This is a genomic window from Streptomyces beijiangensis, assembly GCF_017315755.1.
Classification (GTDB): Bacteria; Actinomycetota; Actinomycetes; order Streptomycetales; family Streptomycetaceae; genus Streptomyces; species Streptomyces beijiangensis.
Genome location: NZ_JAFLRJ010000016.1, coordinates 28,890 through 53,283 on the forward strand (window position 1 = coordinate 28,890; position 24,394 = coordinate 53,283).

At 67.6% G+C, this 24,394-nt stretch carries 32 protein-coding genes; 26 read left to right on the top strand and 6 right to left on the bottom strand.

Annotated elements, in window-relative coordinates; genetic code table 11:
- Window positions 1-69 precede the first annotated feature (69 nt).
- The 20 genes from rplN (at window position 70) to truA (ending at window position 11,968) form a co-directional block, all read left to right on the top strand.
- Window positions 70-438 carry a 50S ribosomal protein L14 gene (gene rplN / locus J0695_RS02030; RefSeq protein ID WP_023539336.1) on the top strand — a complete coding sequence of 123 codons (369 nt, stop codon included), beginning with the start codon at window positions 70-72 and terminating at the stop codon, window positions 436-438.
- Window positions 439-440: 2 nt separating this feature from the next.
- A complete protein-coding gene (rplX, locus tag J0695_RS02035) occupies window positions 441-764 on the top strand; it encodes a 50S ribosomal protein L24 (protein ID WP_206959522.1) in 324 nt (107 codons plus the stop codon).
- A complete protein-coding gene (rplE, locus tag J0695_RS02040; RefSeq protein WP_206959536.1) occupies window positions 764-1,321 on the top strand; it encodes a 50S ribosomal protein L5 in 558 nt (185 codons plus the stop codon). Before rplX ends, rplE begins: the two co-directional genes overlap by 1 nt.
- Window positions 1,322-1,323: 2 nt before the next feature.
- A complete protein-coding gene (locus J0695_RS02045) occupies window positions 1,324-1,509 on the top strand; it encodes a type Z 30S ribosomal protein S14 (protein ID WP_030368403.1) in 186 nt (61 codons plus the stop codon).
- A gap of 213 nt (window positions 1,510-1,722) precedes the next feature.
- Window positions 1,723-2,121 (top strand): 30S ribosomal protein S8, encoded by a 399-nt coding sequence (gene rpsH / locus J0695_RS02050; RefSeq protein WP_206959538.1) that lies wholly within the window; start codon window positions 1,723-1,725, stop codon window positions 2,119-2,121.
- A 21-nt stretch (window positions 2,122-2,142) separates the two neighbouring features.
- Window positions 2,143-2,682: a 50S ribosomal protein L6 gene (gene rplF / locus J0695_RS02055; RefSeq protein WP_206959539.1), complete on the top strand. Its 540-nt coding sequence runs from the start codon at window positions 2,143-2,145 to the stop codon at window positions 2,680-2,682.
- Between the two features lie 3 nt (window positions 2,683-2,685).
- Entirely contained in the window at window positions 2,686-3,069 is a 384-nt protein-coding gene (gene rplR, locus J0695_RS02060) for a 50S ribosomal protein L18 (protein ID WP_206959540.1), read from the top strand.
- Window positions 3,070-3,115: 46 nt separating this feature from the next.
- Window positions 3,116-3,715 carry a 30S ribosomal protein S5 gene (rpsE, locus tag J0695_RS02065; RefSeq protein WP_206959541.1) on the top strand — a complete coding sequence of 200 codons (600 nt, stop codon included), beginning with the start codon at window positions 3,116-3,118 and terminating at the stop codon, window positions 3,713-3,715.
- On the top strand, window positions 3,715-3,897 hold the full coding sequence (gene rpmD / locus J0695_RS02070) for a 50S ribosomal protein L30 (RefSeq protein WP_024491595.1): 183 nt from the start codon (window positions 3,715-3,717) through the stop codon (window positions 3,895-3,897). Before rpsE ends, rpmD begins: the two co-directional genes overlap by 1 nt.
- A 1-nt stretch (window position 3,898) precedes the next feature.
- Window positions 3,899-4,354, top strand: coding sequence for a 50S ribosomal protein L15 (gene rplO, locus J0695_RS02075; RefSeq protein WP_206959542.1), 456 nt, complete (start codon window positions 3,899-3,901; stop codon window positions 4,352-4,354).
- A 232-nt stretch (window positions 4,355-4,586) separates the two neighbouring features.
- Window positions 4,587-5,900 (top strand): preprotein translocase subunit SecY, encoded by a 1,314-nt coding sequence (gene secY / locus J0695_RS02080; protein ID WP_206959543.1) that lies wholly within the window; start codon window positions 4,587-4,589, stop codon window positions 5,898-5,900.
- Complete coding sequence (locus J0695_RS02085; RefSeq protein ID WP_206959544.1) at window positions 5,900-6,556, top strand: adenylate kinase; 657 nt, start codon at window positions 5,900-5,902, stop codon at window positions 6,554-6,556. Before secY ends, J0695_RS02085 begins: the two co-directional genes overlap by 1 nt.
- Window positions 6,557-6,655: 99 nt before the next feature.
- Window positions 6,656-7,501 (top strand): type I methionyl aminopeptidase, encoded by an 846-nt coding sequence (map, locus tag J0695_RS02090; RefSeq protein ID WP_206959545.1) that lies wholly within the window; start codon window positions 6,656-6,658, stop codon window positions 7,499-7,501.
- Between the two features lie 230 nt (window positions 7,502-7,731).
- Window positions 7,732-7,953 (top strand): translation initiation factor IF-1, encoded by a 222-nt coding sequence (gene infA / locus J0695_RS02095; RefSeq protein ID WP_014047798.1) that lies wholly within the window; start codon window positions 7,732-7,734, stop codon window positions 7,951-7,953.
- Window positions 7,954-8,015: 62 nt separating this feature from the next.
- Entirely contained in the window at window positions 8,016-8,129 is a 114-nt protein-coding gene (gene rpmJ / locus J0695_RS02100) for a 50S ribosomal protein L36 (RefSeq protein ID WP_003956441.1), read from the top strand.
- A gap of 185 nt (window positions 8,130-8,314) precedes the next feature.
- Window positions 8,315-8,695: a 30S ribosomal protein S13 gene (gene rpsM, locus J0695_RS02105; protein ID WP_206959554.1), complete on the top strand. Its 381-nt coding sequence runs from the start codon at window positions 8,315-8,317 to the stop codon at window positions 8,693-8,695.
- 69 nt (window positions 8,696-8,764) lie between these two features.
- Window positions 8,765-9,169 (top strand): 30S ribosomal protein S11, encoded by a 405-nt coding sequence (gene rpsK / locus J0695_RS02110; protein WP_003956432.1) that lies wholly within the window; start codon window positions 8,765-8,767, stop codon window positions 9,167-9,169.
- Window positions 9,170-9,291: 122 nt separating this feature from the next.
- The gene (locus J0695_RS02115; protein WP_010473911.1) at window positions 9,292-10,314 is read left to right on the top strand and encodes a DNA-directed RNA polymerase subunit alpha; all 1,023 of its coding nucleotides are present in this window, start codon (window positions 9,292-9,294) and stop codon (window positions 10,312-10,314) included.
- A 203-nt stretch (window positions 10,315-10,517) separates the two neighbouring features.
- Window positions 10,518-11,000 carry a 50S ribosomal protein L17 gene (gene rplQ / locus J0695_RS02120; protein WP_206959556.1) on the top strand — a complete coding sequence of 161 codons (483 nt, stop codon included), beginning with the start codon at window positions 10,518-10,520 and terminating at the stop codon, window positions 10,998-11,000.
- Between the two features lie 113 nt (window positions 11,001-11,113).
- Window positions 11,114-11,968: a tRNA pseudouridine(38-40) synthase TruA gene (truA, locus tag J0695_RS02125; RefSeq protein WP_206959558.1), complete on the top strand. Its 855-nt coding sequence runs from the start codon at window positions 11,114-11,116 to the stop codon at window positions 11,966-11,968.
- 13 nt (window positions 11,969-11,981) lie between these two features.
- On the opposite strand, the gene J0695_RS02130 is transcribed toward truA, so the two are convergent.
- Genes J0695_RS02130 through J0695_RS02145 form a run of 4 tightly spaced genes read right to left on the bottom strand, consistent with a single transcriptional unit; the run spans window position 11,982 to window position 15,948 of the window.
- Window positions 11,982-12,827 carry a hypothetical protein gene (locus J0695_RS02130; protein ID WP_206959561.1) on the bottom strand — a complete coding sequence of 282 codons (846 nt, stop codon included), beginning with the start codon at window positions 12,825-12,827 and terminating at the stop codon, window positions 11,982-11,984.
- 24 nt (window positions 12,828-12,851) lie between these two features.
- Window positions 12,852-13,601 carry a hypothetical protein gene (locus tag J0695_RS02135; RefSeq protein ID WP_242552088.1) on the bottom strand — a complete coding sequence of 250 codons (750 nt, stop codon included), beginning with the start codon at window positions 13,599-13,601 and terminating at the stop codon, window positions 12,852-12,854.
- Window positions 13,598-15,013 carry an ABC-2 membrane transporter-related protein gene (locus J0695_RS02140; RefSeq protein WP_206959562.1) on the bottom strand — a complete coding sequence of 472 codons (1,416 nt, stop codon included), beginning with the start codon at window positions 15,011-15,013 and terminating at the stop codon, window positions 13,598-13,600. Before J0695_RS02140 ends, J0695_RS02135 begins: the two co-directional genes overlap by 4 nt.
- Window positions 15,010-15,948 carry an ABC transporter ATP-binding protein gene (locus J0695_RS02145; RefSeq protein ID WP_206959566.1) on the bottom strand — a complete coding sequence of 313 codons (939 nt, stop codon included), beginning with the start codon at window positions 15,946-15,948 and terminating at the stop codon, window positions 15,010-15,012. The genes J0695_RS02140 and J0695_RS02145 overlap by 4 nt, the downstream gene beginning before the upstream one ends.
- 118 nt (window positions 15,949-16,066) lie before the next feature.
- Here J0695_RS02145 and J0695_RS02150 point away from each other — a divergent pair, with 118 nt between their 5' ends.
- The 6 genes from J0695_RS02150 (at window position 16,067) to glmM (ending at window position 22,410) form a co-directional block, all read left to right on the top strand.
- A complete protein-coding gene (locus J0695_RS02150; protein ID WP_307798367.1) occupies window positions 16,067-17,212 on the top strand; it encodes a sensor histidine kinase in 1,146 nt (381 codons plus the stop codon).
- The gene (locus J0695_RS02155) at window positions 17,209-17,865 is read left to right on the top strand and encodes a response regulator (protein WP_206959568.1); all 657 of its coding nucleotides are present in this window, start codon (window positions 17,209-17,211) and stop codon (window positions 17,863-17,865) included. Before J0695_RS02150 ends, J0695_RS02155 begins: the two co-directional genes overlap by 4 nt.
- 43 nt (window positions 17,866-17,908) lie before the next feature.
- On the top strand, window positions 17,909-19,528 hold the full coding sequence (locus J0695_RS02160; RefSeq protein ID WP_206959569.1) for an ABC-F family ATP-binding cassette domain-containing protein: 1,620 nt from the start codon (window positions 17,909-17,911) through the stop codon (window positions 19,526-19,528).
- Between the two features lie 353 nt (window positions 19,529-19,881).
- Window positions 19,882-20,325 carry a 50S ribosomal protein L13 gene (rplM, locus tag J0695_RS02165; RefSeq protein WP_206959570.1) on the top strand — a complete coding sequence of 148 codons (444 nt, stop codon included), beginning with the start codon at window positions 19,882-19,884 and terminating at the stop codon, window positions 20,323-20,325.
- 47 nt (window positions 20,326-20,372) lie between these two features.
- Complete coding sequence (gene rpsI / locus J0695_RS02170) at window positions 20,373-20,909, top strand: 30S ribosomal protein S9 (RefSeq protein ID WP_206959572.1); 537 nt, start codon at window positions 20,373-20,375, stop codon at window positions 20,907-20,909.
- Between the two features lie 142 nt (window positions 20,910-21,051).
- Complete coding sequence (gene glmM / locus J0695_RS02175) at window positions 21,052-22,410, top strand: phosphoglucosamine mutase (protein ID WP_206959575.1); 1,359 nt, start codon at window positions 21,052-21,054, stop codon at window positions 22,408-22,410.
- Here the strand turns inward: glmM and J0695_RS02180 are convergent.
- Window positions 22,407-23,357: a DUF389 domain-containing protein gene (locus J0695_RS02180; protein WP_206959576.1), complete on the bottom strand. Its 951-nt coding sequence runs from the start codon at window positions 23,355-23,357 to the stop codon at window positions 22,407-22,409. The genes glmM and J0695_RS02180 overlap by 4 nt on opposite strands.
- A 12-nt stretch (window positions 23,358-23,369) precedes the next feature.
- Window positions 23,370-24,359, bottom strand: a complete 990-nt coding sequence (coaA, locus tag J0695_RS02185) for a type I pantothenate kinase (protein WP_206959591.1) — start codon at window positions 24,357-24,359, stop codon at window positions 23,370-23,372.
- Between the last annotated feature and the right edge of the window lie 35 nt (window positions 24,360-24,394).

Consider the following 24,394-nt stretch of genomic DNA (forward strand, 5'->3'; position numbering starts at 1 on the left):
CGCCAGGCTCGGCAGGGGCTTCTTCACCGAAGCCCCTGCCGGGAACCGGCAGACGATCAGGAGATAGACGTGATCCAGCAGGAGTCGCGACTGCGTGTCGCCGACAACACTGGTGCCAAGGAAATCCTTTGCATCCGTGTTCTCGGTGGCTCGGGTCGCCGCTACGCGGGCATCGGTGACGTCATCGTTGCCACCGTCAAGGACGCGATCCCCGGCGGTAACGTGAAGAAGGGTGACGTCATCAAGGCGGTCATCGTTCGCACCGTCAAGGAGCGTCGTCGTCAGGACGGCTCGTACATCCGCTTCGACGAGAACGCCGCCGTCATTCTGAAGAACGACGGCGACCCTCGCGGCACCCGTATCTTCGGCCCGGTCGGCCGTGAGCTGCGCGAGAAGAAGTTCATGAAGATCATCTCGCTCGCGCCGGAGGTGCTGTAAGCATGAAGATCAAGAAGGGCGACCTGGTTCAGGTCATCACCGGTAAGGACCGCGGCAAGCAGGGCAAGGTCATCATGGCCATCCCTACTGAGAACCGTGTCCTCGTCGAGGGTGTCAACCGGGTCAAGAAGCACACCAAGGCCGGTCAGACCGCTCGCGGTTCGCAGACCGGTGGCATTGTGACGACCGAGGCTCCGGTCCACGTCAGCAACGTGCAGCTGGTTGTTGAGAAGGACGGCAAGAAGGTCGTTACTCGCGTCGGCTTCCGTTTTGACGACGAGGGCAACAAGATCCGCGTTGCCAAGCGCACCGGTGAGGACATCTGATGACTACCACCACCGCGCCGCGTCTGAAGCTGCGCTACCGCGAGGAGATCGCCGGCAAGCTGCGTGAGGAGTTCTCCTACGAGAACGTCATGCAGATCCCCGGTCTCGTCAAGATCGTGGTCAACATGGGTGTGGGCGACGCCGCCCGCGACTCCAAGTTGATCGACGGCGCCATCCGCGACCTGACCACGATCACCGGCCAGAAGCCGGCCGTGACCAAGGCCCGCAAGTCCATCGCGCAGTTCAAGCTGCGCGAGGGCCAGGCGATCGGTTGCCACGTCACCCTCCGCGGTGACCGCATGTGGGAGTTCCTGGACCGTACGCTGTCGCTCGCGCTGCCGCGTATCCGTGACTTCCGTGGTCTGTCGCCGAAGCAGTTCGACGGCCGTGGCAACTACACCTTCGGTCTCACCGAGCAGGTCATGTTCCACGAGATCGACCAGGACAAGATCGACCGCACGCGGGGCATGGACATCACCGTGGTCACCACGGCGACCAACGACGACGAGGGTCGTGCGCTGCTTCGTCACCTCGGCTTCCCGTTCAAGGAGAACTGACCGTGGCGAAGAAGTCCCTGATTGCCAAGGCCGCCCGCAAGCCCAAGTTCGGTGTGCGCGCGTACACCCGCTGCCAGCGTTGTGGCCGTCCGCACTCCGTCTACCGCAAGTTCGGCCTCTGCCGCGTGTGCCTTCGTGAGATGGCTCACCGTGGAGAGCTCCCGGGCGTGACCAAGAGCTCCTGGTAGTCCCGTAAATACGGGCATTATCCAGGGCTCTCGGTAAGTATCTGGTCGGCAGGAGCCCTCCCTTTCATGCCGTAGGCTAGAAGGGTTGGGCGCCTGCCGCTCATGACCGACTTACTACGCCGTAGGTCCCCGCACCGCACCCGTCCTGCCTCTGAGTAGGGAGAGGGATGGCGCATACAGGAAACCCCGGCGAGAGAGGCCGAAGGCCAATTCATGACCATGACTGACCCCATCGCAGACATGCTTACTCGTCTGCGTAACGCTAACTCGGCGTATCACGACGATGTCGCGATGCCGCACAGCAAGATCAAGTCGCACATCGCGGAGATCCTCCAGCAGGAGGGCTTCATCACCGGCTGGAAGGTCGAGGATGCCGAGGTCGGCAAGAAGCTCGTCCTCGAGCTGAAGTTCGGCCCGAACCGCGAGCGTTCGATCGCCGGCATCAAGCGCATCTCGAAGCCGGGTCTGCGTGTTTACGCGAAGTCCACCAGCCTGCCGAAGGTTCTCGGCGGCCTGGGCGTGGCGATCATCTCCACGTCCCACGGTCTCCTGACCGGCCAGCAGGCCAGCAAGAAGGGCGTAGGTGGGGAAGTCCTCGCCTACGTCTGGTAGTCGGGAAAGGAAGGAAAGCTCATGTCGCGTATCGGCAAGCTCCCCATCCCGGTTCCCGCTGGTGTGGACGTCACCATCGATGGCCGCACGGTCGCAGTGAAGGGCCCCAAGGGTTCCCTCACGCACACCGTTGCCGCGCCCATCGAGATTGTTAAGGGCGAGGCCGGCGTTCTCAACGTCACCCGTCCCAACGACGAGCGTCAGAACAAGGCCCTGCACGGCCTGTCCCGCACGCTGGTGGCGAACATGATCACCGGCGTGACCACGGGTTACGTGAAGGCGCTCGAGATCAGCGGTGTCGGTTACCGCGTCCAGGCGAAGGGCTCCAACCTGGAGTTCGCGCTCGGATACAGCCACTCGATCACCATCGAGGCCCCCGAAGGCATCACCTTCAAGGTCGAGACGCCCACGAAGTTCACTGTCGAGGGCATCGACAAGCAGAAGGTCGGCGAGGTCTCGGCGAAGATTCGCAAGCTGCGGAAGCCCGACCCGTACAAGGCCAAGGGCATCAAGTATGCCGGCGAGGTTATCCGCCGCAAGGTCGGAAAGGCGGGTAAGTAAGCCATGGCATACGGTGTAAAGATTGCCAAGGGTGACGCGTACAAGCGCGCTGCCATCAAGCGTCGCCACATCCGCGTCCGCAAGCACGTCTCCGGTACGCCGGAGCGTCCTCGTCTGGTCGTGACGCGCTCCAACCGCAACATCGTTGCTCAGGTCATCGACGACATCGCGGGCCACACGCTCGCGTCGGCGTCGACCCTGGACACTTCGATTCGCGGTGCAGAGGCCGACAAGAGCGCCCAGGCACAGAAGGTCGGCGCACTTGTCGCCGAGCGTGCCAAGGCTGCTGGCGTCGAGGCCGTCGTGTTCGACCGTGGTGGCAACAGGTACGCCGGGCGCATTGCCGCTCTGGCTGACGCCGCCCGCGAAGCCGGGCTGAAGTTCTAAGCCCCGTTCCCGGGACTAACGGACGTAACAGAGAGAGGTAAATCCAATGGCTGGACCCCAGCGCCGCGGAAGCGGTGCCGGTGGCGGCGAGCGGCGGGACCGGAAGGGTCGCGACGGCGCTGCCGCCGAGAAGACCGCTTACGTTGAGCGTGTCGTAGCGATCAACCGCGTTGCCAAGGTTGTCAAGGGTGGCCGTCGCTTCAGCTTCACCGCGCTCGTCGTGGTCGGAGACGGAGACGGCACCGTAGGTGTCGGTTACGGCAAGGCCAAGGAAGTTCCCGCGGCCATCGCCAAGGGTGTCGAGGAAGCGAAGAAGAACTTCTTCAAGGTTCCGCGCATCCAGGGCACGATTCCTCACCCGATCACGGGCGAGAAGGCTGCGGGCGTCGTTCTGCTCAAGCCGGCGTCCCCCGGTACCGGCGTTATCGCCGGTGGCCCGGTGCGTGCCGTGCTCGAGTGCGCCGGCGTTCACGACATCCTGTCGAAGTCGCTCGGCTCGTCGAACGCGATCAACATCGTGCACGCGACGGTGACGGCCCTCAAGGGCCTGCAGCGTCCCGAGGAGATCGCGGCTCGCCGTGGTCTGCCCCTCGAGGACGTGGCCCCCGCGGCCCTGCTCCGTGCACGTGCTGGGGCGGGTGCGTAATGGCCCGCCTCAAGATCACGCAGACGAAGTCGTACATCGGTAGCAAGCAGAACCACCGCGACACCCTGCGTTCGCTCGGGCTCAAGCGCCTGCACGACGTAGTTGTCAAGGAGGACCGCCCCGAGTTCCGCGGAATGGCTAACACCGTCCGCCACCTCGTGACGGTTGAGGAGGTCGACTGACATGGCGGAGAACAACCCGCTGAAGGTCCACAACCTCCGGCCCGCCCCGGGTGCCAAGACCGCCAAGACCCGTGTCGGTCGTGGTGAAGGCTCCAAGGGTAAGACCGCAGGTCGTGGTACCAAGGGCCAGAAGGCCCGTTACCAGATCCCGGAGCGCTTCGAGGGCGGGCAGATGCCCCTCCACATGCGTCTCCCGAAGCTCAAGGGCTTCAAGAACCCGTTCCGCACCGAGTTCCAGGTCGTGAACCTGGACAAGCTCGCCGAGCTCTACCCGCAGGGTGGAGAGGTCACGGTGGCCGATCTGGTCGCCAAGGGTGCGGTACGCAAGAACAGCCTCGTCAAGGTCCTGGGCCAGGGCGAGATCTCCGTGAAGGTGACGGTTTCGGTTGACGCCGTCTCCGGCTCCGCCAAGGAGAAGATTGCCGCCGCTGGTGGCACGGTCAACGAGCTCGTCTAAGACGACTTGATGGCTTGAACATCGAACGGGGATGCCTCCCAAAAGGGGCATCCCCGTTCGGTCGTTCCTAGGGGGGCGGGGCGGCCGGTATGGTGGCGTGCACTGTCTAAATCTGCGTGTGGTGGGTCCGTATGGCACACCACGCGTTTTTTGGCTGATACGTAACCCGTCATCCATCGAATCTCAATACCGTCACCTCTGACGCAGAAGCGCGGGGGTCGCAGGAGGCACCGTGCTCACCGCGTTCGCCCAGGCGTTCAAGACGCCTGACCTGCGCAAGAAACTGCTCTTCACGCTCGGCATCATCGTGGTGTACCGGCTCGGGGCGCATGTCCCGATCCCAGGCGTCAGCTACACGAACGTGCAGATCTGCATGGACCAGACGAAGTCGAGTCAGGGTCTTTTCGGTCTGGTCAACATGTTCAGTGGCGGCGCACTGCTCCAGATCACGATTTTTGCCCTCGGGATCATGCCGTACATCACGGCGAGCATCATCTTGCAGCTGCTGACCGTGGTGATTCCGCGGCTGGAGGCCCTCAAGAAGGAGGGGCAGTCGGGTCAGACGAAGATCACGCAGTACACGCGTTATCTCACCGTCGCCCTTGCCATCCTTCAGGGCACCGGCCTGGTGGCCACGGCCCGTACCGGTGCGCTCTTCGGCAGCTGCACCGTTGCGAACCAGATCGTGCCCAACCAGTCGATCTTCACCACCGTCGTCATGGTCATCACCATGACCGCCGGCACCTGTGCGGTCATGTGGCTCGGTGAGCTCGTGACCGACAAGGGCATCGGCAACGGTATGTCGATCCTGATGTTCGTCTCGATCGCCGCCGGGTTCCCGAGCGCCCTGTGGGCCATCAAGTCCTCGGGTCATCTCGCGGGCGGCTGGATCGAGTTCTCCGCGGTGATCCTCGTGGGATTCGCGATGGTGGGTCTGGTGGTCTTCGTCGAACAGGCGCAACGCCGGATCCCAGTGCAGTACGCGAAGCGCATGGTCGGGCGGCGGTCGTACGGGGGCACTTCGACGTACATCCCGCTGAAGGTCAATCAGGCGGGTGTGATCCCGGTCATCTTCGCCTCGTCGCTGCTCTACATCCCGGCGCTGATCGTTCAGTTCAGCGGCTCCAACGCGGGCTGGGCACTGTGGGTCAAGGACAACCTGACCAAGGGGGATCACCCGTATTACCTGGTCACGTACTTCCTGTTGATCGTGTTCTTCGCCTTCTTCTACGTGGCGATCTCGTTCAACCCCGAGGAAGTCGCGGACAACATGAAGAAGTATGGTGGCTTCATCCCGGGCATCCGGGCTGGCCGACCGACCGCGGAGTACCTGAGTTACGTACTCAACCGGATCACCTGGCCGGGGTCGCTGTACTTGGGCCTGATTGCTCTCGTCCCAACGATGGCGTTGGTGGGCTTCGGAGCGAACCAGAACTTCCCGTTCGGCGGGACAAGCATCCTGATCATCGTGGGTGTGGGTCTGGAGACCGTGAAGCAGATCGAGAGCCAGCTCCAGCAGCGTAATTACGAAGGGTTCCTCCGCTGATGCGTATCGTCCTCGTCGGACCGCCCGGTGCAGGCAAGGGGACGCAGGCCGCGTACCTTGCCAAGAACCTGTCGATCCCGCACATCTCCACGGGCGACCTCTTCCGTGCCAACATCAGCCAGGGCACGGAGCTGGGCAAGGCTGCCAAGGCGTTCATGGACGCCGGCAACCTGGTACCCGACGAGGTCACCATCGGGATGGCGAAGGACCGCATGGCCCAGCCTGACGCCGAGGGCGGATTCCTCCTCGACGGTTTCCCGCGGAACGTCTCGCAGGCCGAGGCGCTCGACGAGTCCCTGAAGGCCGACGGCCAGAAGCTCGACGCGGTGCTGGACCTGGAGGTCCCCGAGGACGAGGTCGTGAAGCGGATCGCCGGCCGGCGGATCTGTCGTAACGATTCCAGCCATGTTTTCCACGTCGCCTACAGCGCTCCGAAGCAGGAGGGCGTCTGCGACACCTGTGGGGGCGAGCTGTACCAGCGCGGCGACGACACCGAGGAAACGGTCCGTCGTCGGCTGGAGGTCTACCACGCCGAGACCGAGCCGATCATCGACCACTACAAGGCCCAGGGCCTGGTGGTCACGATCTCCGCTCTCGGCAAGGTCACCGAGGTGACCAAGCGGGCCATGGAGGCCCTGGGTCGCTCCGACGCGTAGTGGCTTTTCAACAGCCATACTGGCCGTGTCGCCCTTCGTGGGCGGCACGGCCAGAGTCATTCATGCAGTGCAACAGAGATCAGGAAGGCGCCAGGCGCAATGGTGGAGATCAAGACCCCGGAGCAGATCGCGAAGATGCGCGAGGCGGGGCTGGTGGTCGCCGCCATTCACGCGGCGACCCGTGAGGCCGCGGTACCCGGCGCCACCACGAACGATCTGGACCAGGTCGCTCGGAAGGTGCTCGCCGAGCACGAGGCCAAGCCGAACTTCCTCGGGTACGGGGGATTCCCCGCGACGATCTGCACCTCGGTGAACGAGGTCGTGGTCCACGGGATCCCGGACGAGAAGACCGTCCTGAAGGACGGCGACATCATCTCGATCGACTGCGGCGCCATCATCGACGGCTGGCACGGGGACGCGGCCTACACGGCGTTCGTCGGCACCGGGCACGCGCCGGAGCTCATCGAGCTCTCCCGGGTGACCGAAGAGTCGATGTGGGCCGGTATCGCCGCGATGAAGAAGGGCGGCCGGCTCGCGGACGTCTCCAAGGCGATCGAGGGCTACATCCGCCGCCAGCCGCGTCCCGCGTCGGGCAAGTACGGGATCATCGAGGACTACGGCGGCCACGGCATCGGCTCCGAGATGCACATGGACCCGCATCTGCTGAACTACGTCGACCGGCGCCGGCTCATCGGCCGGCACAACCCGAAGCTGGTGCCGGGCTTCTGCCTCGCGATCGAGCCGATGGTTTCGCTCGGTACGGCCCGGACAGAGGTCCTGGAGGACGACTGGACCGTCATCACGACGGACGGGACCTGGTCCTCGCACTGGGAGCACTCCGTGGCGCTGACGGAGGAGGGGCTGCTCGTGCTGACGGCTCCTGACGGGGGCAAGGCGAAGCTGGCGGAGTACGGGATCACTGCTGCTCCCGATCCGTCTGCCTGAGTGGTCCTCGGGGTCACGGGTGGCTCTGGACCCGTCGGGCTGAGCAGGGCGGGGAGGAATCGCCCCGGAACATGGGCTCGCTCTGCTTAATGATCTTGACAATGGGGCATTCTTCCTCGATTCGTCTTTACGGATGCCCTGACGTAGACTGACTCGTCGGCTCTCGTGCACCCGCATGTCTTCATGCCCGCATGAAAGCTGATCAAGGTAGCCGATTCGAAGGGCGAAGCGTGGCCAAGAAGCAAGGTGCCATCGAAATCGAGGGCACCGTGATCGAGTCCCTCCCGAACGCGATGTTCAGGGTGGAACTCCAGAACGGTCACAAGGTCCTCGCGCACATCAGCGGCAAGATGCGGATGCACTACATCCGTATCCTCCCTGATGACCGGGTCGTTGTGGAGCTGTCTCCGTACGACCTGACGCGTGGCCGGATCGTCTACCGATACAAGTAGATCTTGCCCGCACTCACGTTCCGGCGTGGGTGGTGGCACTGACCCGGAGAACCTGACATCCCATGAAGGTCAAGCCGAGCGTCAAGAAGATCTGCGACAAGTGCAAGGTGATCCGCCGTCACGGTCGGGTCATGGTCATCTGCGACAACCTGCGCCACAAGCAGCGCCAGGGCTGACGCACACCGATCTGCACCTCGCAGTTCTTCGCGCGACGCAAGCGAAATGCTCATACGCAGGACCCGCCTAGTCACTGAGTGACTGGCGACACCCTCGGTGGAGGCCGAGGACCTGGACTGTACCTAGTACGGCGGTCGAGGGCTGGTTCTGTGGAAGACCTCCGAATAACAACTGGAGCCATTGAATGGCACGCGTTTCAGGTGTTGACATCCCGCGCGAAAAGCGCGTGGAGGTTGCCCTCACCTACGTCTTCGGCGTCGGCCGTACCCGGTCGAAGGAGATCCTCGCCTCGACCGGCGTGAACCCCGACACCCGTGTTCGTGACCTGGCCGAGGAAGACCTGGTCAAGATCCGCGAGTACGTGGACGCCAACCTGCGCACCGAGGGTGACCTCCGTCGCGAGGTCGCCGCCGACATCCGCCGCAAGGTGGAGATCGGTTGCTACCAGGGTCTGCGTCACCGTCGTGGTCTGCCGGTTCACGGCCAGCGCACCAGCACGAACGCTCGTACCCGCAAGGGCCCGCGTCGCGCGATCGCCGGTAAGAAGAAGCCGGGCAAGAAGTAGTCCACAGCGGACTCATCAGCGGTCTTCGCTGTAGGACCGACCACCTCCCTCTCCATCTGGAGTTAAGACATGCCCCCCAAGGGTCGTCAGGGCGCAGCCAAGAAGGTGCGTCGCAAGGAAAAGAAGAACGTCGCTCACGGCCACGCGCACATCAAGAGCACGTTCAACAACACCATCGTCTCGATCACGGACCCCTCGGGCAACGTGATCTCCTGGGCCTCCGCCGGCCACGTCGGCTTCAAGGGCTCGCGCAAGTCCACTCCGTTCGCCGCGCAGATGGCCGCCGAGTCGGCTGCCCGTCGCGCGCAGGAGCACGGCATGCGCAAGGTTGACGTCTTCGTCAAGGGTCCGGGTTCCGGTCGCGAGACCGCCATCCGTTCGCTGCAGGCGACCGGCCTCGAGGTCGGTTCGATCCAGGACGTGACGCCGACCCCGCACAACGGTTGCCGTCCGCCCAAGCGCCGCCGCGTCTGACGCAGCAGAGCTTGTAGTTTTTTCGGTTCGGGCGGTACGGCCACTTCGGTCCGTATCGCCCGTACCCTTTGTAGTGACTGGGGGCGTCAAATAGTGGGCGCCCACGACTGAAGGATCACCACATGCTTATCGCTCAGCGTCCGTCGCTGACCGAAGAGGTCGTCGACGAGTACCGCTCGCGCTTCGTCATCGAGCCGCTGGAGCCGGGTTTCGGCTACACGCTCGGTAACTCGCTGCGCCGTACGCTTCTTTCCTCGATCCCGGGTGCTGCTGTTACCAGCATTCGTATCGACGGTGTCCTGCACGAGTTCACCACCGTGCCGGGCGTCAAGGAAGACGTCACCGACCTCATCCTCAACATCAAGCAGCTCGTCGTCTCCTCGGAGCACGACGAGCCCGTCGTGATGTACCTGCGCAAGCAGGGCCCGGGTCTCGTGACCGCCGCCGACATCGCGCCCCCGGCCGGTGTCGAGGTCCACAACCCGGATCTGGTTCTTGCCACGCTCAACGGCAAGGGCAAGCTGGAGATGGAGCTGACCGTCGAGCGCGGTCGCGGCTATGTCTCCGCCGTCCAGAACAAGCAGCTGGGCCAGGAGATCGGCCGTATCCCGGTCGACTCCATCTACTCCCCGGTGCTCAAGGTCACGTACAAGGTCGAGGCGACCCGTGTCGAGCAGCGCACCGACTTCGACAAGCTGATTGTCGACGTCGAGACCAAGCAGGCCATGCGCCCGCGTGACGCCATGGCGTCCGCCGGTAAGACCCTGGTCGAGCTGTTCGGTCTGGCGCGCGAGCTCAACATCGACGCCGAGGGCATCGACATGGGCCCGTCGCCGACGGACGCGGCCCTGGCCGCTGATCTCGCCCTGCCGATCGAGGAGCTCGAGCTCACCGTTCGGTCGTACAACTGCCTCAAGCGCGAAGGCATCCACTCCGTGGGCGAGCTCGTTGCCCGCTCGGAGGCCGACCTGCTCGACATCCGTAACTTCGGTGCGAAGTCGATCGACGAGGTCAAGGCGAAGCTGGCCGGCATGGGCCTCGCGCTCAAGGACTCGCCTCCCGGCTTCGACCCGACCGCCGCCGCTGACGCCTTCGGCGCGGACGACGACGCGGACGCCGGTTTCGTGGAGACCGAGCAGTACTGATTCACCTTCGGCGGGGGTGCCCGGGTTTTGACGGGTGCCCCGCGTCGGGGCTGAGGCTTTGTCCTCAATCGCCGGACGGGCTTGATATGCCTGACCGGCTCAAGACTTCCGGGCCTTCGGGCTCGGGTTCCGGCGGGCAGACGCTCGTCGGGCACTGACATCGGTACCTCGTACGGCCGGTGCAGATCACAAGGAGAAAGACCATGCCCCGTCCCGCAAAGGGCGCCCGTCTGGGCGGCAGCGCTGCGCACGAGAAGCTTCTTCTCATCAACCTCGCGAAGTCGCTGTTCGAGCACGGCCGCATCACCACGACCGAGGCCAAGGCCCGCCGCCTGCGTCCGGTCGCTGAGCGTTTCATCACCAAGGCCAAGAAGGGCGACATCCACAACCGTCGCCTGGTGCTGCAGTCGATCACGGACAAGAGCATCGTGCACACGCTCTTCACCGAGATCGCCCCGCGGTACGAGAACCGCCCCGGTGGCTACACCCGCATCACCAAGATCGGCAACCGTCGTGGCGACAACGCCCCGATGGCGGTCATCGAGCTGGTCGAGGCACTGACCGTTGCCCAGCAGGCGACGGGCGAGGCCGAGGCCGCGACCAAGCGTTCCGCCAAGGACGCCGAGGCCGCTCCGGTCGAGGTCGTCGAGGACGCCAAGCCGGTTGAGGCTGAGCCCACCGCGTAGCGGTTGGTTGATGCAGTGAAGGACGCCTGAGGCGTTCTGGGAACTGCTTTGTACGGGCCCGCATCTCCCCCTCGGGGCGGTGCGGGCCCGTTCTCTTTTGAGAGGATTCGCTGGTGAGCGATGAGGTGGAGCCCGGCTTCGTACGGGTGCGGTTCGATCTGGGGTACGACGGCACCGGTTTCTCCGGCTGGGCCAGGCAGCCCAGCGGGCTGCGGACCGTCCAGGGCGAGATCGAGGACGCGCTGAAGACCGTGACCCGGTCGGGCGTGATGTTCCCGCTGACCGTGGCCGGGCGGACCGACGCGGGCGTGCACGCGCGCGGGCAGGTGGCCACCGCGGATCTGCCGGAGGCGGTCTGGGCCGAGCACCGCGAGAAGCTGCTGAAGCGGCTGGCCGGGCGGCTGCCGCGGGACGTACGGATCTGGAGCGCGGCCGAGGCGCCGTCAGGTTTCAACGCGCGGTTCGCGGCGGTGTGGCGGCGGTACGCGTACCGGGTGACCGACCGGCCCGGGGGCGTCGATCCGCTGCTGCGGGGTCATGTCCTGTGGCACGACTGGCCGTTGGACGTCGACGCCATGAACGCGGCTGCCGCGGGGCTGGTGGGGGAGCACGACTTCGCCGCGTACTGCAAGAAGCGCGAGGGCGCCACCACCATCCGTACGCTGCAGGAACTGAGCCTCGTGCGGGGGGACGACGGGATCGTCACCGCCACCGTGCGCGCCGATGCCTTCTGCCACAACATGGTGCGGTCGCTGATCGGTGCGCTGCTGTTCGTGGGGGACGGGCACCGGCCGGTGGAGTGGCCCGCGAAGGTGCTGGCCGCCGGGGTGCGCGACTCGTCCGTGCATGTCGCGAAGGCGCACGGGCTGACGCTTGAGGAAGTCGGCTATCCCGCCGACGAGTTGCTGGCCGCGCGGAGCAAGGAAGCGCGGAACGTACGGACGCTGCCGGGGGCCGGCTGCTGCTGACCCCCGGGGCGCGTCAGCTCGTGGGGGCCGTGGCCGCGGCCGATGCCTGGGTGCGGCCACGGGCGTAGATCTGGTTGAAGACGAAGGTGCCGAGGTCGTCGCTGGCCTGGAAGACCGGCTTGTCCTTCAGGGTCACCTTCTTGCCGTTCGCGTAGCCGCCCTGGGTGAAGTAGGCGTACCGGCCGATGGAGTTGGCGCGGCGCAGGCAGACCGTGGCGTGGCAGAAGTCGGCGACTCCTGAGCCGGCCAGCGGGGTGATGCCGCCGGACGCCTGGGACTTGGCCTTGAGGGCCGCTGCCTCGGTGTCGAAGACCGCGACGCCGACTGTGATCGACACGCCGTTCCTGACGTAGGTGGCGCGGATGACCTGGCGGCAGCCGTTCTTCTTGAGTACGGAGCCGAGCGCGCCCTGGGCGACCGCGGCGCAGTTGGTGGTGCGGTTCGTGGCGCCCTTGGTGTAGGGGCGGTTGCCCATCGTCAGCTTCTTGCCGGGGAAGAGCGTGCCGGCGTTCAGCGGCGCCTTGTCCTTCTGGGCGCTGGAGATGAAGTCCTTGGGGTTCAGCACCGGCCTGGGCGCCACCGAGGAGAAGGTCGGCTGCGGGCCGCCGCTCTCGCTGGGGAGGGTCGCGGGGGCGGGCAGCTGACTGGCGTTCTTGTCGTTCGACGTGGAGTTCTTGTTCGAGGTGACCACCGCCGTCGCCACGATCCCGGCGATCGCGGCGGTGGCCAGTACGCCACCGCCGATGAACAGCAGTTTCCTGCGCCGGCCGCGCGCCTCGGACTCCTCGGCGAGTGCCGCCCAGTCCGGTGTCTGTGTGTCCCCCGGGCCCCAGGAGGGCCCCCCTTGCCCAATGCTCATGGTGCGCATCTTAGACCGAGAGGTTTAGGCGTCGCGGCGCTGCAGCAGGGTCCATCCCACGGCGAGGGCTCCGGCCGCGTAGGCGGCCAGTACGGCCAGGCCCGTCCAGGGGGCGAGCGGGGCCGTACCGGCGCCCGTGGTGGTCTGGACGGCGAGGCCCGCCGTCATGGGGGAGAACTTCTGGACCAGGTGCAGGGTGTGCGTCGACATGTTGAGCAGTTGGGTGGCCAGGTACGGGCCGTAGAGGAGCGCGAGGACCGTTCCGGTGGCCGCGGCCGTGTGCCGTACGGCCAGGGCGATGCCCACGCTCAGCAGGGCCACCAGCAGGAGGTAGAGGACCGTGCCGAGCACGGCCCGCTGCAACGAGCCGTCGGAGAGCGGGAGTTGGTGGGTCCCATGCTGGGCGGAGCGGCCCGCCAGGAGGGCGCCCAGGACCCCTGGGAGGGCCGCCAGGAGCACGGCGGCGGTCACGGTGAGGGCCTTGGCCGTGAAGACCGTCGTACGGCGGGGACTGGCGGACAGGGTGAGCAGGATCAGGCGCGGGTGGTACTCGGAGGTGACCACCGCCACCGCGACCGCCACGGCGGCGAGCTGCGCGAAGTAGACGCCGGAGAGGGCGAGTGCGGTGGGGTCGGGACTGACCTCTTGGGGGTTGGTGCCCGCCGCGATCAGGGCCGTGAGGGCCGTCATGACGGCGGGCAGTGCCAGGAGCGTCCAGAGATTGGCCGGGACCGTACGGAGCTTCGTCCACTCCCCGTGCAGGGCGCCGGTCATGCGTCCCGCCGGGTGAGCCGCCAGTGTGCGGCGCCGAGGGCGGCGGCCGCGTACAGGCACAGGACCGCGAAGCCCGCCCAGGGGCCGATCGAGGTCTCGGTGAGGGTCTTGGTCTGGGTCAGGGCGCGTCCGGCGATCGGAGTGGCGCGCTCCACCCAGGTGTTGACGGAGACCGAGGTGATCTGGGAGATGATCGGGACGACGATGAGGAGCGCGAAGATCGTCACGATCGCGGGGACCGTGCGGCGGAACATGGCGCCCACGCCCAGGCAGAACACGGCCAGTACGGCGAGGAAGGCCGCGCCGCCGACCACCGCGCGCAGGGTGGTGGGGTCGGTGAGCGATGTGGTGGGGAAGATCGGCGGCTTGTAGCCGTTCTTGGTCATGATCGGCCGTGCGATGAGAAACGCGGCGATGGTGGTCGGCAGGGCGACCGCGAAGACCGTGGCTCCGAGGATCGCGGCCTTGGCGGCCAGGACGCGGCCGCGCTTGGGGCTGGCGGTGAAGGTGGTTCGGATGGTGCGCGTTTTGTACTCGGACGTCATGAACAGCACACCGAGCGCGACCACGGTGATCAGGCTGAGCTGGATGGCGGACTGGGTCTCCTTGACCTGGTCCGCTTCGTCGAGGTCGTCACCCACACCGCCGATGCCGATGTAGCCGAGGTCGCCGTTGCCGGTGAGGGTGACGGTGGAGGCGGTCTGCTGGAGGGTGCCTGCGGGCCTCTTCTCGTCGTTGGGGAGCGGGTGCGCGGCGGGGGGCGAGGTGGTGTCGGTGCGGGTCCACGCGGTGGCGGGGGCCGGGGTGGTGTGGTCGAAGACCGCGCGGCCCGTGGTGAGCTGCAAGTGGGCTGTGACCGAGCCGGGGCTGACCTGTTTGGCGACGCTGATGGCCGGTGAGGTGACGAAGAGGCCGGCCTCGGTCCGGGCGGGGAGGCCGGGGACGGCGAGCGTGCCGACCTTGTGCCAGCTGAGTCCGTCGGCGGATTCGTAACCGGTGACACTCTGGCCGGTACGGGTCAGGCGGAGCCAGCGGGGCTGACCCGACGGGGTGTCGGCGGTGAGTTCCGTCTTGGCGTTCACCTGCATGCGGACGCCGTGTCCCGGGGTGAGCATCAGGGAGGCGGAGGGGGATCCGCCGGTGGTGCCGTCCTTGATCATCAGACCGGCCTTCGCCCAGCCGGACTTGGAGGTGAGCGATGCGACGCGGGTGGTGAGGGTGGTGTTCCCGGTGACCGGGGTGTGGGCGAAGGTGAACTGGTCGCGGGTCAGCGGGCCGTCGTAGCTGGTGACGGAGCCCTTCGCGGTGACGACGGTCAGCAGGAGGGTCACGGCCACCAGGGCGAACAGGGCGAACGCGGTGGAGCGTACCGAGCGGAGCTTGGTCCACTCGGCGCGCAGGGCGCGGATCATGACGTCTCCAGAGCTGCTGTGTCGGCGGTGAACTCCGTGGCTCCACGGGTGAGTTCGAGGTAGGCCTCTTCGAGGGACGCGCGGTGCGCGGAGATCTCGGAGAAGGGGATCCCGGCTTCGGTGAGGAGCGATACGACACGTTCGCCGGGCAGGCCGGCGACGGTGAGGGTGCCGGGGGCGTTCGCGGAGACCGTGGCGCCCTCGCGCGCCAGTACGGTCATCGCCTCCGGGAGGCGCGCCGTGCGCAGGGTGATGCGGTTGCCGGAGGTCGTCGCGAGGAGTTCGCCGACGTCCGTGTCGGCGAGGAGGCGGCCGCGGCCGATGACCAGGAGGTGCTCCGCGGTGTCCTGGAGCTCGCCCATCAGGTGGCTGGAGATCAGGACCGTACGGCCTTCCGCGGCAAGGGACTTGAGGAAGCCGCGTATCCACTGGATGCCCTCGGGGTCGAGCCCGTTGACCGGCTCGTCGAGGATCAGGACCTGCGGGTCGCCGAGGAGTGCTGCCGCGATGCCGAGCCGCTGGCGCATCCCGAGGGAGAAGCCGCCCGCGCGCTTCTTGGCGACGGAGGTGAGGCCGACCTGTTCGAGGACCTCGGTGACGCGGCGGCGCGGGATGCCGTTGTAGTGCGCCATCCACAGGAGGTGGTCGACGGCGCGGCGGCCGGGGTGGACCGCTTCGGCGTCGAGGAGCGCGCCGACGACGGTGAGGGGGTCGCGGAGCGTTGCGTACGGGCGGCCGCCGATCAGGGCCTTGCCGCTGTCGGGGGCGTCCAGGCCCAGGATCATGCGCAGCGTGGTGGACTTGCCGGCTCCGTTGGGGCCGACGAATCCGGTGACCTTGCCGGGGGCGACCGTGAAGGTCAGGCCGTCGACGGCGGTGGTCGGACCGTAGTGCTTGCGCAGGGCGCTGACTTCGATTGCTGTGTCCGGTGGCATGACAACGAAGGTAGGGAGCGGGCGCGGTGCGGCCATCCCGTCGGGGTGGTGTCTTCGCCGGGGGAGGCTCCCCCGCGCGGGGGAGGACAGAGCGGGCGTGCCCGCCCACAATGGGCCCGTGACCTGGACGAGTGCGGTGTGGAAGAAGGCGGCGGGAGCGCCCGACCTGCCGCTCGTGGCTGCCGCGGTGCTGAGTTTCTTCGCGGTGATCGAGGCGTCGGCGCCCGCGGGCAGGCTGCCTGCGGATCTGTTCACGGTGCTGGTGCTCGCCGTCTTCTCGACGGCGCCGCTCGCTCTCGTACGCGGACATCTGCTGGTCTCCGCCGTCGTGATCTGCGCCTCGGTGCTGCTCGCGATGCTCGCCGTCGGGCACCCGGCCTGGTCGGCGACGGTCGCGATGGTGGTGGTCCTCGCGCTGGTCGGGGTGCGCTGTTCCACGCGTACGGCCGTCGGCTTCGCCGTTCCTTTTGCCGTGTACGCGCTCTGGGCGGGCGGCCGGGGCCTGCCGCTCGGGCTGCTCTGCGCGGCGGTGGCGGCGCTGGCCGCGGGCAACTGGCGGCGGGCGGGGCGTGAGGCGCGGCGGCGCACCGCGGCGGACTGGGCGTACGCGGACACCGTCCTGGAGCACGCGGCCCGGGGTGAACGGGCGCGTATCGCACGGGAGTTGCACGACATCGTGGCCCATCACCTCTCGATGCTGTCGGTGCAGGCCGAGACCGCGCGGCTGACCACGCGCGGGATGCCGCCCGAGGGTGCGGCGCGGCTGCTCGCCATCGGGGGGACGGCGCGGCTCGCGCTGACCGAGATGCGGCGGCTGCTCGGGGTGCTGCGGGAGGACGTACCGGCGGCCGACACGGTGGTGGAGCGGGCGCCGCAGCCCGGCCTTCACCAGCTGGTCGAGCTGGTCGACGAGGCGCGGGAGACGGCGGCGGGTGCGGTGCGGCTGACGGTACGGGGGCACGTGGTGGCGCTCGACCCGGGCGTCGAGCTCACCGCGTACCGGATCGTGCAGGAGGCGCTGACCAATGCGCGGCGGCATGCGCCAGGGGTGGGCGTGGATATCGAACTGGCCTATGGGGAACGGGAGTTGAGCGTGACGGTACGAGACGGCGGACCCGGCTGCACGGAGGCATCGGGCGGCCACGGGCTGCTCGGGATGCGGGAGCGGGCGGCGGCGGCCGGGGGCACGCTGCGCACGGGGAGCGGGCCCGCGGGCGGCTTCGTCGTCGAGGCCGTACTGCCGGCGCGGGAGGCCGTCCGGTGACCACCCGCATTGTGGTCGCCGACGACCAGGACGTCGTACGCGCCGGATTCGGCGCCCTCCTCGACACCCAGCCCGACTTCGAGGTCGTCGGCAGCGCCTCGGACGGCGCGGCCGCGGTGCGTGTCTGCCGCCAGGTGCGGCCCGACATCGTGCTCATGGACGTACGGATGCCGGAGATGGACGGCATCGAGGCGACGCGGCGGATCGTCGCCGAGCGGGCGGACACCCGGATCGTCATGCTGACGACCTTCGATCTCGATGAGCATGTGTACGACGCGCTGGCCGCGGGGGCCAGCGGGTTCCTGCTCAAGGACATGGTCGCCGAGCGGCTCTTCGAGGCGGTGCGGGTGGTCGCCGCGGGGGAGGCGCTGCTCGCGCCGACGGTCACCCGGCGGCTCATCGGGGAGTTCGTGCGGCTGAGGCCGCGCACGGGCGCCGTACCGCTGGAGGCGCTGACCCCGCGCGAGCGGGAAGTGCTGGTGCTGATCGCCGAGGGGCTCTCCAACCCGGAGATCGCGGTCCGTCTCGTGGTGAGCGGCGAGACCGTGAAGTCCCATGTGAGCCGCGTCCTGACCAAGCTGGGGGTGCGCGACCGGGCACAGGCGGTGGTGGCGGCGTACGAATCGGGTCTGGTCGTCCCGCGCTCCCCGTAAAGCAGTTGTCCCCGGGCGGGCGCCGTGGGCGACAATCCGTTCCATGGGACATCTTGAGGCGGGACATCTTGAGTACTACTTGCCGGACGGGCGGGTGCTGCTCGGTGACGCCTCGTTCCGGGTGGCCGAGGGGTCTGTCGTCGCCCTGGTCGGCGCCAATGGCGCGGGCAAGACGACGCTGCTGCGGATCATCTCCGGGGAGCTGAAACCGCACGGCGGAAGCGTGTCGGTGAGCGGCGGGCTCGGTGTGATGTCGCAGTTCGTGGGCTCGGTGCGCGACGAGCGGACCGTACGTGACCTGCTGGTCTCCGTGGCGCAGCCGCGGATCAAGGAGGCGGCGCAGGCGGTGGACGCCGCCGAGGAGCTGATCCTCAGCCGGGACGACGAGGCCGCGCAGATGAGTTACGCGCAGGCGCTGAGCGACTGGGCCGAGGTGCGCGGGTACGAGGCGGAGACGCTCTGGGACATGTGCACCATGGCCGCGCTCGGGGTGCCGTACGAGAAGGCGCAGTGGCGCGAGGTGCGGACCCTCAGCGGCGGTGAGCAGAAGCGGCTCGTGCTTGAGGCGCTGCTGCGCGGGCCCGACGAGGTGCTGCTGCTCGACGAACCGGACAACTATCTGGACGTCCCCGGCAAGCGCTGGCTGGAGCAGCAGCTGAAGGAGACCCGTAAGACGGTCCTCTTCGTCTCGCACGACCGCGAGCTGCTCTCCCGGTCCGCCGAGAAGATCGTGAGCGTCGAGGCGGGGGCCGCCGGGTCCGACGTATGGGTGCACGGGTCAGGTTTCGGTACGTACCACGAGGCCAGGCGGGAGCGCTTCGCCCGCTTCGAGGAGCTCAAGCGGCGCTGGGACGAGGAGCACGCGCGGCTGAAGGCGCTGGTGCTGCGGCTCCGCAACCAGGCGGCGATCAGCCCGGACATGGCGTCGCGCTACCACGCGATGCAGACCCGCTTCAAGAAGTTCGAGGACGCGGGGCCGCCGCCCGAGCCGCCGCGCGAGCAGGACATCAAGATGCGGCTGCGCGGCGGGCGGACCGGGGTGCGGGCCGTGACGGTCGAGAACCTTGAGCTGACCGGCCTGATGAAGCCCTTCTCCCTGGAGGTCTTCTACGGGGAGCGGGTCGCGGTCCTCGGCTCGAACGGCTCCGGCAAGTCGCACTTCCTGCGGCTGCTCGCCGGGGAGGACGTGGCGCACACCGGGACGTGGAAGCTGGGCGCGCGGGTGCTGCCCGGGCACTTCGCGCAGACGCACGCGCACCCGGAGCTGGCGGGGAAGACGCTGGTGGACATCCTGTGGTCCGCGCACGCGAAGGACCGGGGCGGGGCGATGGGCGTACTGCGGCGGTACGAGCTGGAGCGCCAGGGCGACCAGCCCTTCGAGAAGCTCTCGGGCGGCCAGCAGGCGCGCTTCCAGATCCTCCTCCTCGAACTGGAGGGGACGACGGCGCTGCTGCTCGACGAGCCGACGGACAACCTGGACCTGGAGTCGGCCGAGGCGCTGCAGGAAGGCCTTGAGGCGTACGACGGGACTGTGCTCGCCGTCACGCACGACCGGTGGTTCGCGAAGACCTTCGACCGCTATCTGGTCTTCGGTTCCGACGGGGTCGTACGGGAGTCGACGGAGCCGGTGTGGGACGAGCGGAGGGTGGAGCGGGCGCGGTAGAGGGCCGGACCGGGTTCCGGCGGCCCTCGGCGGACGCCCGTCGCGGCGTTGGGGAGCGGTGCGGAGGGTGGAGCGGGCGCGGTAGCGGCTGCGCCGGGCGGAGTCCGGGGGCAGCGCCGGCCCGGTAACGGCAGCGCGTTTTGACCCATCCGGGGCGGCGCGGGTAGTCTCGGGGATTGTTATACGTATCGGCTTCGTCGTTCTCATGCGAAGGGCCCTTGCGTAGGTTCCCTGGAGCAGTTACCAGTGGCTCGCATACGGGCAGCGTCCCGGCACTGTGAGCCCCAGCTGCATGATCGCTTCAGAGGTGACATGTGTCTGCCCCCATCCACTGAAGAAGCGAAGGCTACGAAGTGCGTACGTACAGCCCCAAGCCTGGCGATGTCACTCGCCAGTGGCACATCATCGACGCGCAGGACATCGTCCTGGGCCGTCTGGCGACCACGGCAGCGATCCTCCTCCGAGGCAAGCACAAGCCGACCTATGCCCCGCACATGGACATGGGTGACTTCGTCATCATCATCAACGCCGAGAAGATCCACCTCTCCGGCAACAAGAAGACCCAGAAGATGGCGTACCGCCACTCCGGTTTCCCGGGCGGTCTCCGCTCCATGCGCTACGACGAGCTCATGGCGAAGAGCCCCGAGAAGGCCGTCGAGAAGGCCATCAAGGGCATGATCCCCAAGAACACCCTCGGCCGTCAGATGATCTCGAAGCTCAAGATCTACGCGGGCGACCAGCACCCCCACGCTGCCCAGCAGCCGGTGCCGTACGAGATCACCCAGGTCGCGCAGTAGTTCCGGCCACACCCCCAAAGACGTTTTAGAAAGATCTGAGGAGAATCGTGGCCGAGTCCACTGTTGAGACGCCCGTCGAGGGCACCGAAGGTACCGAGAGCGAAGAGGTTTTCGCCGAGGTCACCACCTTCGAGTCCGAGGTTCCCGTCGACGGCGAGTACACCAGCGAGTCCCTCGCGGGCCGCTTCGGTGACCCGCAGCCGGCGGCCGGCCTCGGCCGTCGCAAGAACGCCATCGCCCGCGTCCGGATCGTTCCGGGCACCGGCAAGTGGAAGATCAACGGGCGTACGCTCGAGGACTACTTCCCGAACAAGGTCCACCAGCAGGAAGTCAACGAGCCCTTCAAGGTGCTCGAGCTCGACAACCGCTACGACGTTGTCGCCCGCATCTCGGGTGGCGGCGTCTCCGGTCAGGCCGGTGCGCTCCGTCTCGGTGTCGCCCGTTCCCTGAACGAGGCCGACGTGGACAACAACCGCGCCATCCTGAAGAAGAACGGCTTCCTCAAGCGCGACGACCGTGCGGTCGAGCGCAAGAAGGCCGGTCTCAAGAAGGCCCGTAAGGCCCCGCAGTACAGCAAGCGTTAATCGCTGGCTGCTTGTCTGCTTGTTCGTTCGCCCCGGCGGCACTCTTCGTGCCGCCGGGGCGTTCGTTTATCGGTGCCTCCGGCGTATAACGGCAAGAGGCGCTCAGAACTTTGCTTTTTCGGAGCATTTTCGGAGGACATCAGTGGGACGACTCTTCGGCACTGACGGCGTACGCGGTGTCGCCAACGCAGACCTGACGGCCGAGCTCGCGCTCGGGCTCTCGGTCGCTGCGGCGCATGTACTCGCTGCGGCGGGAACGTTCGAGGGCCACCGGCCCACCGCGGTGGTCGGGCGTGACCCCCGCGCCTCGGGTGAGTTCCTGGAGGCGGCGGTCGTCGCCGGTCTCGCGAGTGCGGGCGTGGATGTGCTGAAGGTCGGGGTGCTGCCCACCCCCGCGGTGGCGTACCTCACCGGTGCGCTGGGCGCGGATCTGGGCGTCATGCTCTCCGCGAGCCACAACGCCATGCCGGACAACGGTGTCAAGTTCTTCGCGCGCGGCGGCCAGAAGCTCGCCGACGAGCTGGAGGACGCCATCGAGCGCGTCTATGAGCAGCACCGCAGCGGTGAGCCGTGGGAGCGGCCGACCGGTTCCGGGGTCGGGCGCGTGCGCTCGTACGACCAGGGCTTCGACCAGTACGTCGCCCATCTGATCGGCGTGCTGCCGAACCGCCTCGACGGGCTGAAGGTGGTGCTCGACGAGGCGCACGGCGCCGCCGCCAGGGTCTCGCCCGAGGCCTTCACCAGGGCCGGCGCGGAGATCGTCACCATCGGCGCTTCGCCGGACGGTCTCAACATCAACGACGGATGCGGATCCACGCACCTGGGGCTGCTGAAGGCCGCCGTCGTCGAGCACGGTGCCGCCCTCGGCATCGCGCACGACGGGGACGCGGACCGCTGCCTCGCCGTCGACGCCGCGGGCCAGGAGGTCGACGGGGACCAGATCCTCGCCGTACTGGCGCTCGCCATGCGCGAGGCGGGGACGCTGCGCGGGAACGCCGTGGTCGGGACCGTGATGTCCAACCTCGGCTTCAAGATCGCCATGGAGCGGGAGGGCATCGAGCTCGTCCAGACCGCGGTCGGCGACCGGTACGTCCTGGAGTCGATGAAGCAGCACGGTTACGCGCTCGGCGGCGAGCAGTCCGGGCACGTGATCGTCCTGGACCACGCGACGACCGGCGACGGCACGCTGACCGGGCTGATGCTGGCCGCGCGTATGGCGGCGACGGGCCGCTCGCTGGCCGACCTCGCCGGGGTCATGGAGCGGCTGCCGCAGGTCCTGGTGAACGTGCCGGACGTGGACAAGTCGCGCGTCACCACTTCCGCGGAGCTGACGGCCGCCGTGGCCGACGCCGAGCGTGAGCTGGGCACGACCGGGCGCGTACTGCTGCGGTCCTCGGGGACCGAGCCGCTGGTACGGGTCATGGTCGAGGCGGCCGACATCGAGCACGCCCGGTCGGTGGCCGCGCGGCTGGCCGATGTCGTCAAGTCCGCGCTGGGCTAGGCCTTTTCCGTCTTTGCCGGAGTACGTTCACGCTGCTTCGTCCAGAACCACTTCTGGGCGAGCAGCGTGAGCGTGCCGGCGACGATGATGCCCAGCAGGTTCAGCAGGAGCTGCTGGGTGGAGTGCCAGGTCTGATCGAAGTCGCTGTACGACAGGGCCACCGCCGCGTTCGCCGCCGCCGGGACCGTCGTCACCGAGATCGCCACGCCCACCAAGGCGCCCGACTTGGCAGAGGTGAGCGAGAGCATGCCGGCCGCGCCCGCCAGAGCCGCCACCACGAACGAGAGCCAGTCAGGGGCGAAGATGAAGCTGGTGTTGGGGCGGTCCGCCTCCAACTGAGCCTTGCTGAACAGGTCGAACGCGTCCATGGCGTAGCTGAAGCAGACCGTCACCACCATCGCGAACGCGAAACCGCCGATCAGCGCGATCAGCGAGCGCAAGGCCAGGCGCGGGGCGCGCTGGACGATGGCCGTGCAGACACCCGCGAGCGGTCCGAACTCCGGGCCCACCGCCATCGCGCCCACGATCAGGATCGAGTTGTCCAGGACCACACCGCACGCGGCGATCATCGTGGCGATGGCCAAGAACGCGATGTACGTGACCGAGAGAGTCGACTCCTCGTGGGTCACGTCCGTGAGGTGCTCCCACAGGACCGCGTCCGCGCCCTCGCCCGGCGCGTCCCGCTCGGCCTTGTCGGCACGGGCGGAGAGCGACAGGTCGATGTTCTCGACGGCGATCGAACCGGTCTCGGCGATCCCCAACGCCCTGATTGCCGCGATGAGTTCGTCTCCCGCCTCGCGCGCCACGTCGCACAGGACGAGGTCGCCCGCGGGGGTGCGGGCCGCGCCCGGCAGTACCACGAGGTGGGTCGTGCCGACCGTGGACTCGATGGCGTCCACGACCTCCTTGGTCCGGTCGGCGGGGACGATCAGGCGGAGGTGCAGCACGGTTGCGTACCCCTAGAGCTTGCGGAGTGAGAGGCGCTGGACCTTGTGGTCCGGGCCCTTGCGTACGACGAGATTCGCACGTCCGCGGGTCGGAGCCACGTTCTCGATGAGGTTCGGCTTGTTGATGGTGCGCCAGGTGGTGCGTGCGTAGTCGAGGGCTTCTTCCTCGGAGACCTGGGTGTACTTGCGGAAGTACGAGAAGGGGTTCTGGAAGGCCGTCTCACGGAGCTTGCGGAAGCGGTTGAGGTACCAGGTCTCGATGTCCTCGGGGCGCGCGTCGACGTAGACCGAGAAGTCGAAGTAGTCGGCGAGGCCCACGCGGGTCTTTCCGTCGCTGCCGGGGAGGGCCGGCTGCAGGACGTTGAGGCCCTCGACGATGAGGATGTCGGGGCGCCGGACGGTGAGGCGCTCGCCGGGCACGATGTCGTAGATCAGGTGCGAGTAGACGGGTGCGGACACCTCGTCCTTGCCCGCCTTGATGTCGGCCACGAAGCGGGTGAGCGCGCGGCGGTCGTACGACTCGGGGAAGCCCTTGCGCGCGACCAGGTCGCGCTTCTTGAGCTCGGCGAGCGGATAGAGGAAGCCGTCGGTGGTGACGAGCTCGACGCGGGGGTGCTCGGGCCAGCGGGCCAGGAGCGCCTGGAGGAGGCGGGCGACGGTGGATTTGCCGACGGCGACCGAGCCTGCGACCCCTATGACGAAAGGGGTGCCGTGCTGGGTGCCATGGCCGTTGCCCGCGTCGCCCAGGAAGGTGTTGAGGGAGCCGCGGAGGGAGTCGGAGGCCTGGACGTAGAGGTTGAGGAGGCGGGAGAGCGGGAGGTAGATGTCGCGGACCTCGTCGAGGTCGATGACGTCGCCGAGCCCGCGCAGCCGCTCCAGCTCCTCGGCGGTGAGGGGCAGCGGCGTCTTCTCGCGGAGGGCGCTCCACTCGCTGCGGGTGAGGTCCAGGTACGGGGACGGCTCGGCTCTGCGATGGGTGCTTCGTGGCGGCGAAGTGATCACTTGGCCATTGTCGGGGGTACGGGGCCGTTGTGGGG

What these genes read in the sequence shown, in the direction of transcription:
- rplX (WP_206959522.1), top strand. Translation starts at nt 441, where the DNA reads ATGAAGATCAAGAAGGGCGACCTGGTTCAGGTCATCACCGGTAAGGAC.
- rplE (WP_206959536.1), top strand. Translation starts at nt 764, where the DNA reads ATGACTACCACCACCGCGCCGCGTCTGAAGCTGCGCTACCGCGAGGAG.
- rpsH (WP_206959538.1), top strand. Translation starts at nt 1,723, where the DNA reads ATGACCATGACTGACCCCATCGCAGACATGCTTACTCGTCTGCGTAAC.
- rplF (WP_206959539.1), top strand. Translation starts at nt 2,143, where the DNA reads ATGTCGCGTATCGGCAAGCTCCCCATCCCGGTTCCCGCTGGTGTGGAC.
- rplR (WP_206959540.1), top strand. Translation starts at nt 2,686, where the DNA reads ATGGCATACGGTGTAAAGATTGCCAAGGGTGACGCGTACAAGCGCGCT.
- rpsE (WP_206959541.1), top strand. Translation starts at nt 3,116, where the DNA reads ATGGCTGGACCCCAGCGCCGCGGAAGCGGTGCCGGTGGCGGCGAGCGG.
- rpmD (WP_024491595.1), top strand. Translation starts at nt 3,715, where the DNA reads ATGGCCCGCCTCAAGATCACGCAGACGAAGTCGTACATCGGTAGCAAG.
- rplO (WP_206959542.1), top strand. Translation starts at nt 3,899, where the DNA reads ATGGCGGAGAACAACCCGCTGAAGGTCCACAACCTCCGGCCCGCCCCG.
- J0695_RS02085 (WP_206959544.1), top strand. Translation starts at nt 5,900, where the DNA reads ATGCGTATCGTCCTCGTCGGACCGCCCGGTGCAGGCAAGGGGACGCAG.
- map (WP_206959545.1), top strand. Translation starts at nt 6,656, where the DNA reads ATGGTGGAGATCAAGACCCCGGAGCAGATCGCGAAGATGCGCGAGGCG.
- rpmJ (WP_003956441.1), top strand. Translation starts at nt 8,016, where the DNA reads ATGAAGGTCAAGCCGAGCGTCAAGAAGATCTGCGACAAGTGCAAGGTG.
- rpsM (WP_206959554.1), top strand. Translation starts at nt 8,315, where the DNA reads ATGGCACGCGTTTCAGGTGTTGACATCCCGCGCGAAAAGCGCGTGGAG.
- rpsK (WP_003956432.1), top strand. Translation starts at nt 8,765, where the DNA reads ATGCCCCCCAAGGGTCGTCAGGGCGCAGCCAAGAAGGTGCGTCGCAAG.
- J0695_RS02115 (WP_010473911.1), top strand. Translation starts at nt 9,292, where the DNA reads ATGCTTATCGCTCAGCGTCCGTCGCTGACCGAAGAGGTCGTCGACGAG.
- rplQ (WP_206959556.1), top strand. Translation starts at nt 10,518, where the DNA reads ATGCCCCGTCCCGCAAAGGGCGCCCGTCTGGGCGGCAGCGCTGCGCAC.
- J0695_RS02130 (WP_206959561.1), bottom strand. Translation starts at nt 12,827, where the DNA reads ATGAGCATTGGGCAAGGGGGGCCCTCCTGGGGCCCGGGGGACACACAG.
- J0695_RS02135 (WP_242552088.1), bottom strand. Translation starts at nt 13,601, where the DNA reads ATGACCGGCGCCCTGCACGGGGAGTGGACGAAGCTCCGTACGGTCCCG.
- J0695_RS02140 (WP_206959562.1), bottom strand. Translation starts at nt 15,013, where the DNA reads ATGATCCGCGCCCTGCGCGCCGAGTGGACCAAGCTCCGCTCGGTACGC.
- J0695_RS02145 (WP_206959566.1), bottom strand. Translation starts at nt 15,948, where the DNA reads ATGCCACCGGACACAGCAATCGAAGTCAGCGCCCTGCGCAAGCACTAC.
- J0695_RS02160 (WP_206959569.1), top strand. Translation starts at nt 17,909, where the DNA reads ATGGGACATCTTGAGGCGGGACATCTTGAGTACTACTTGCCGGACGGG.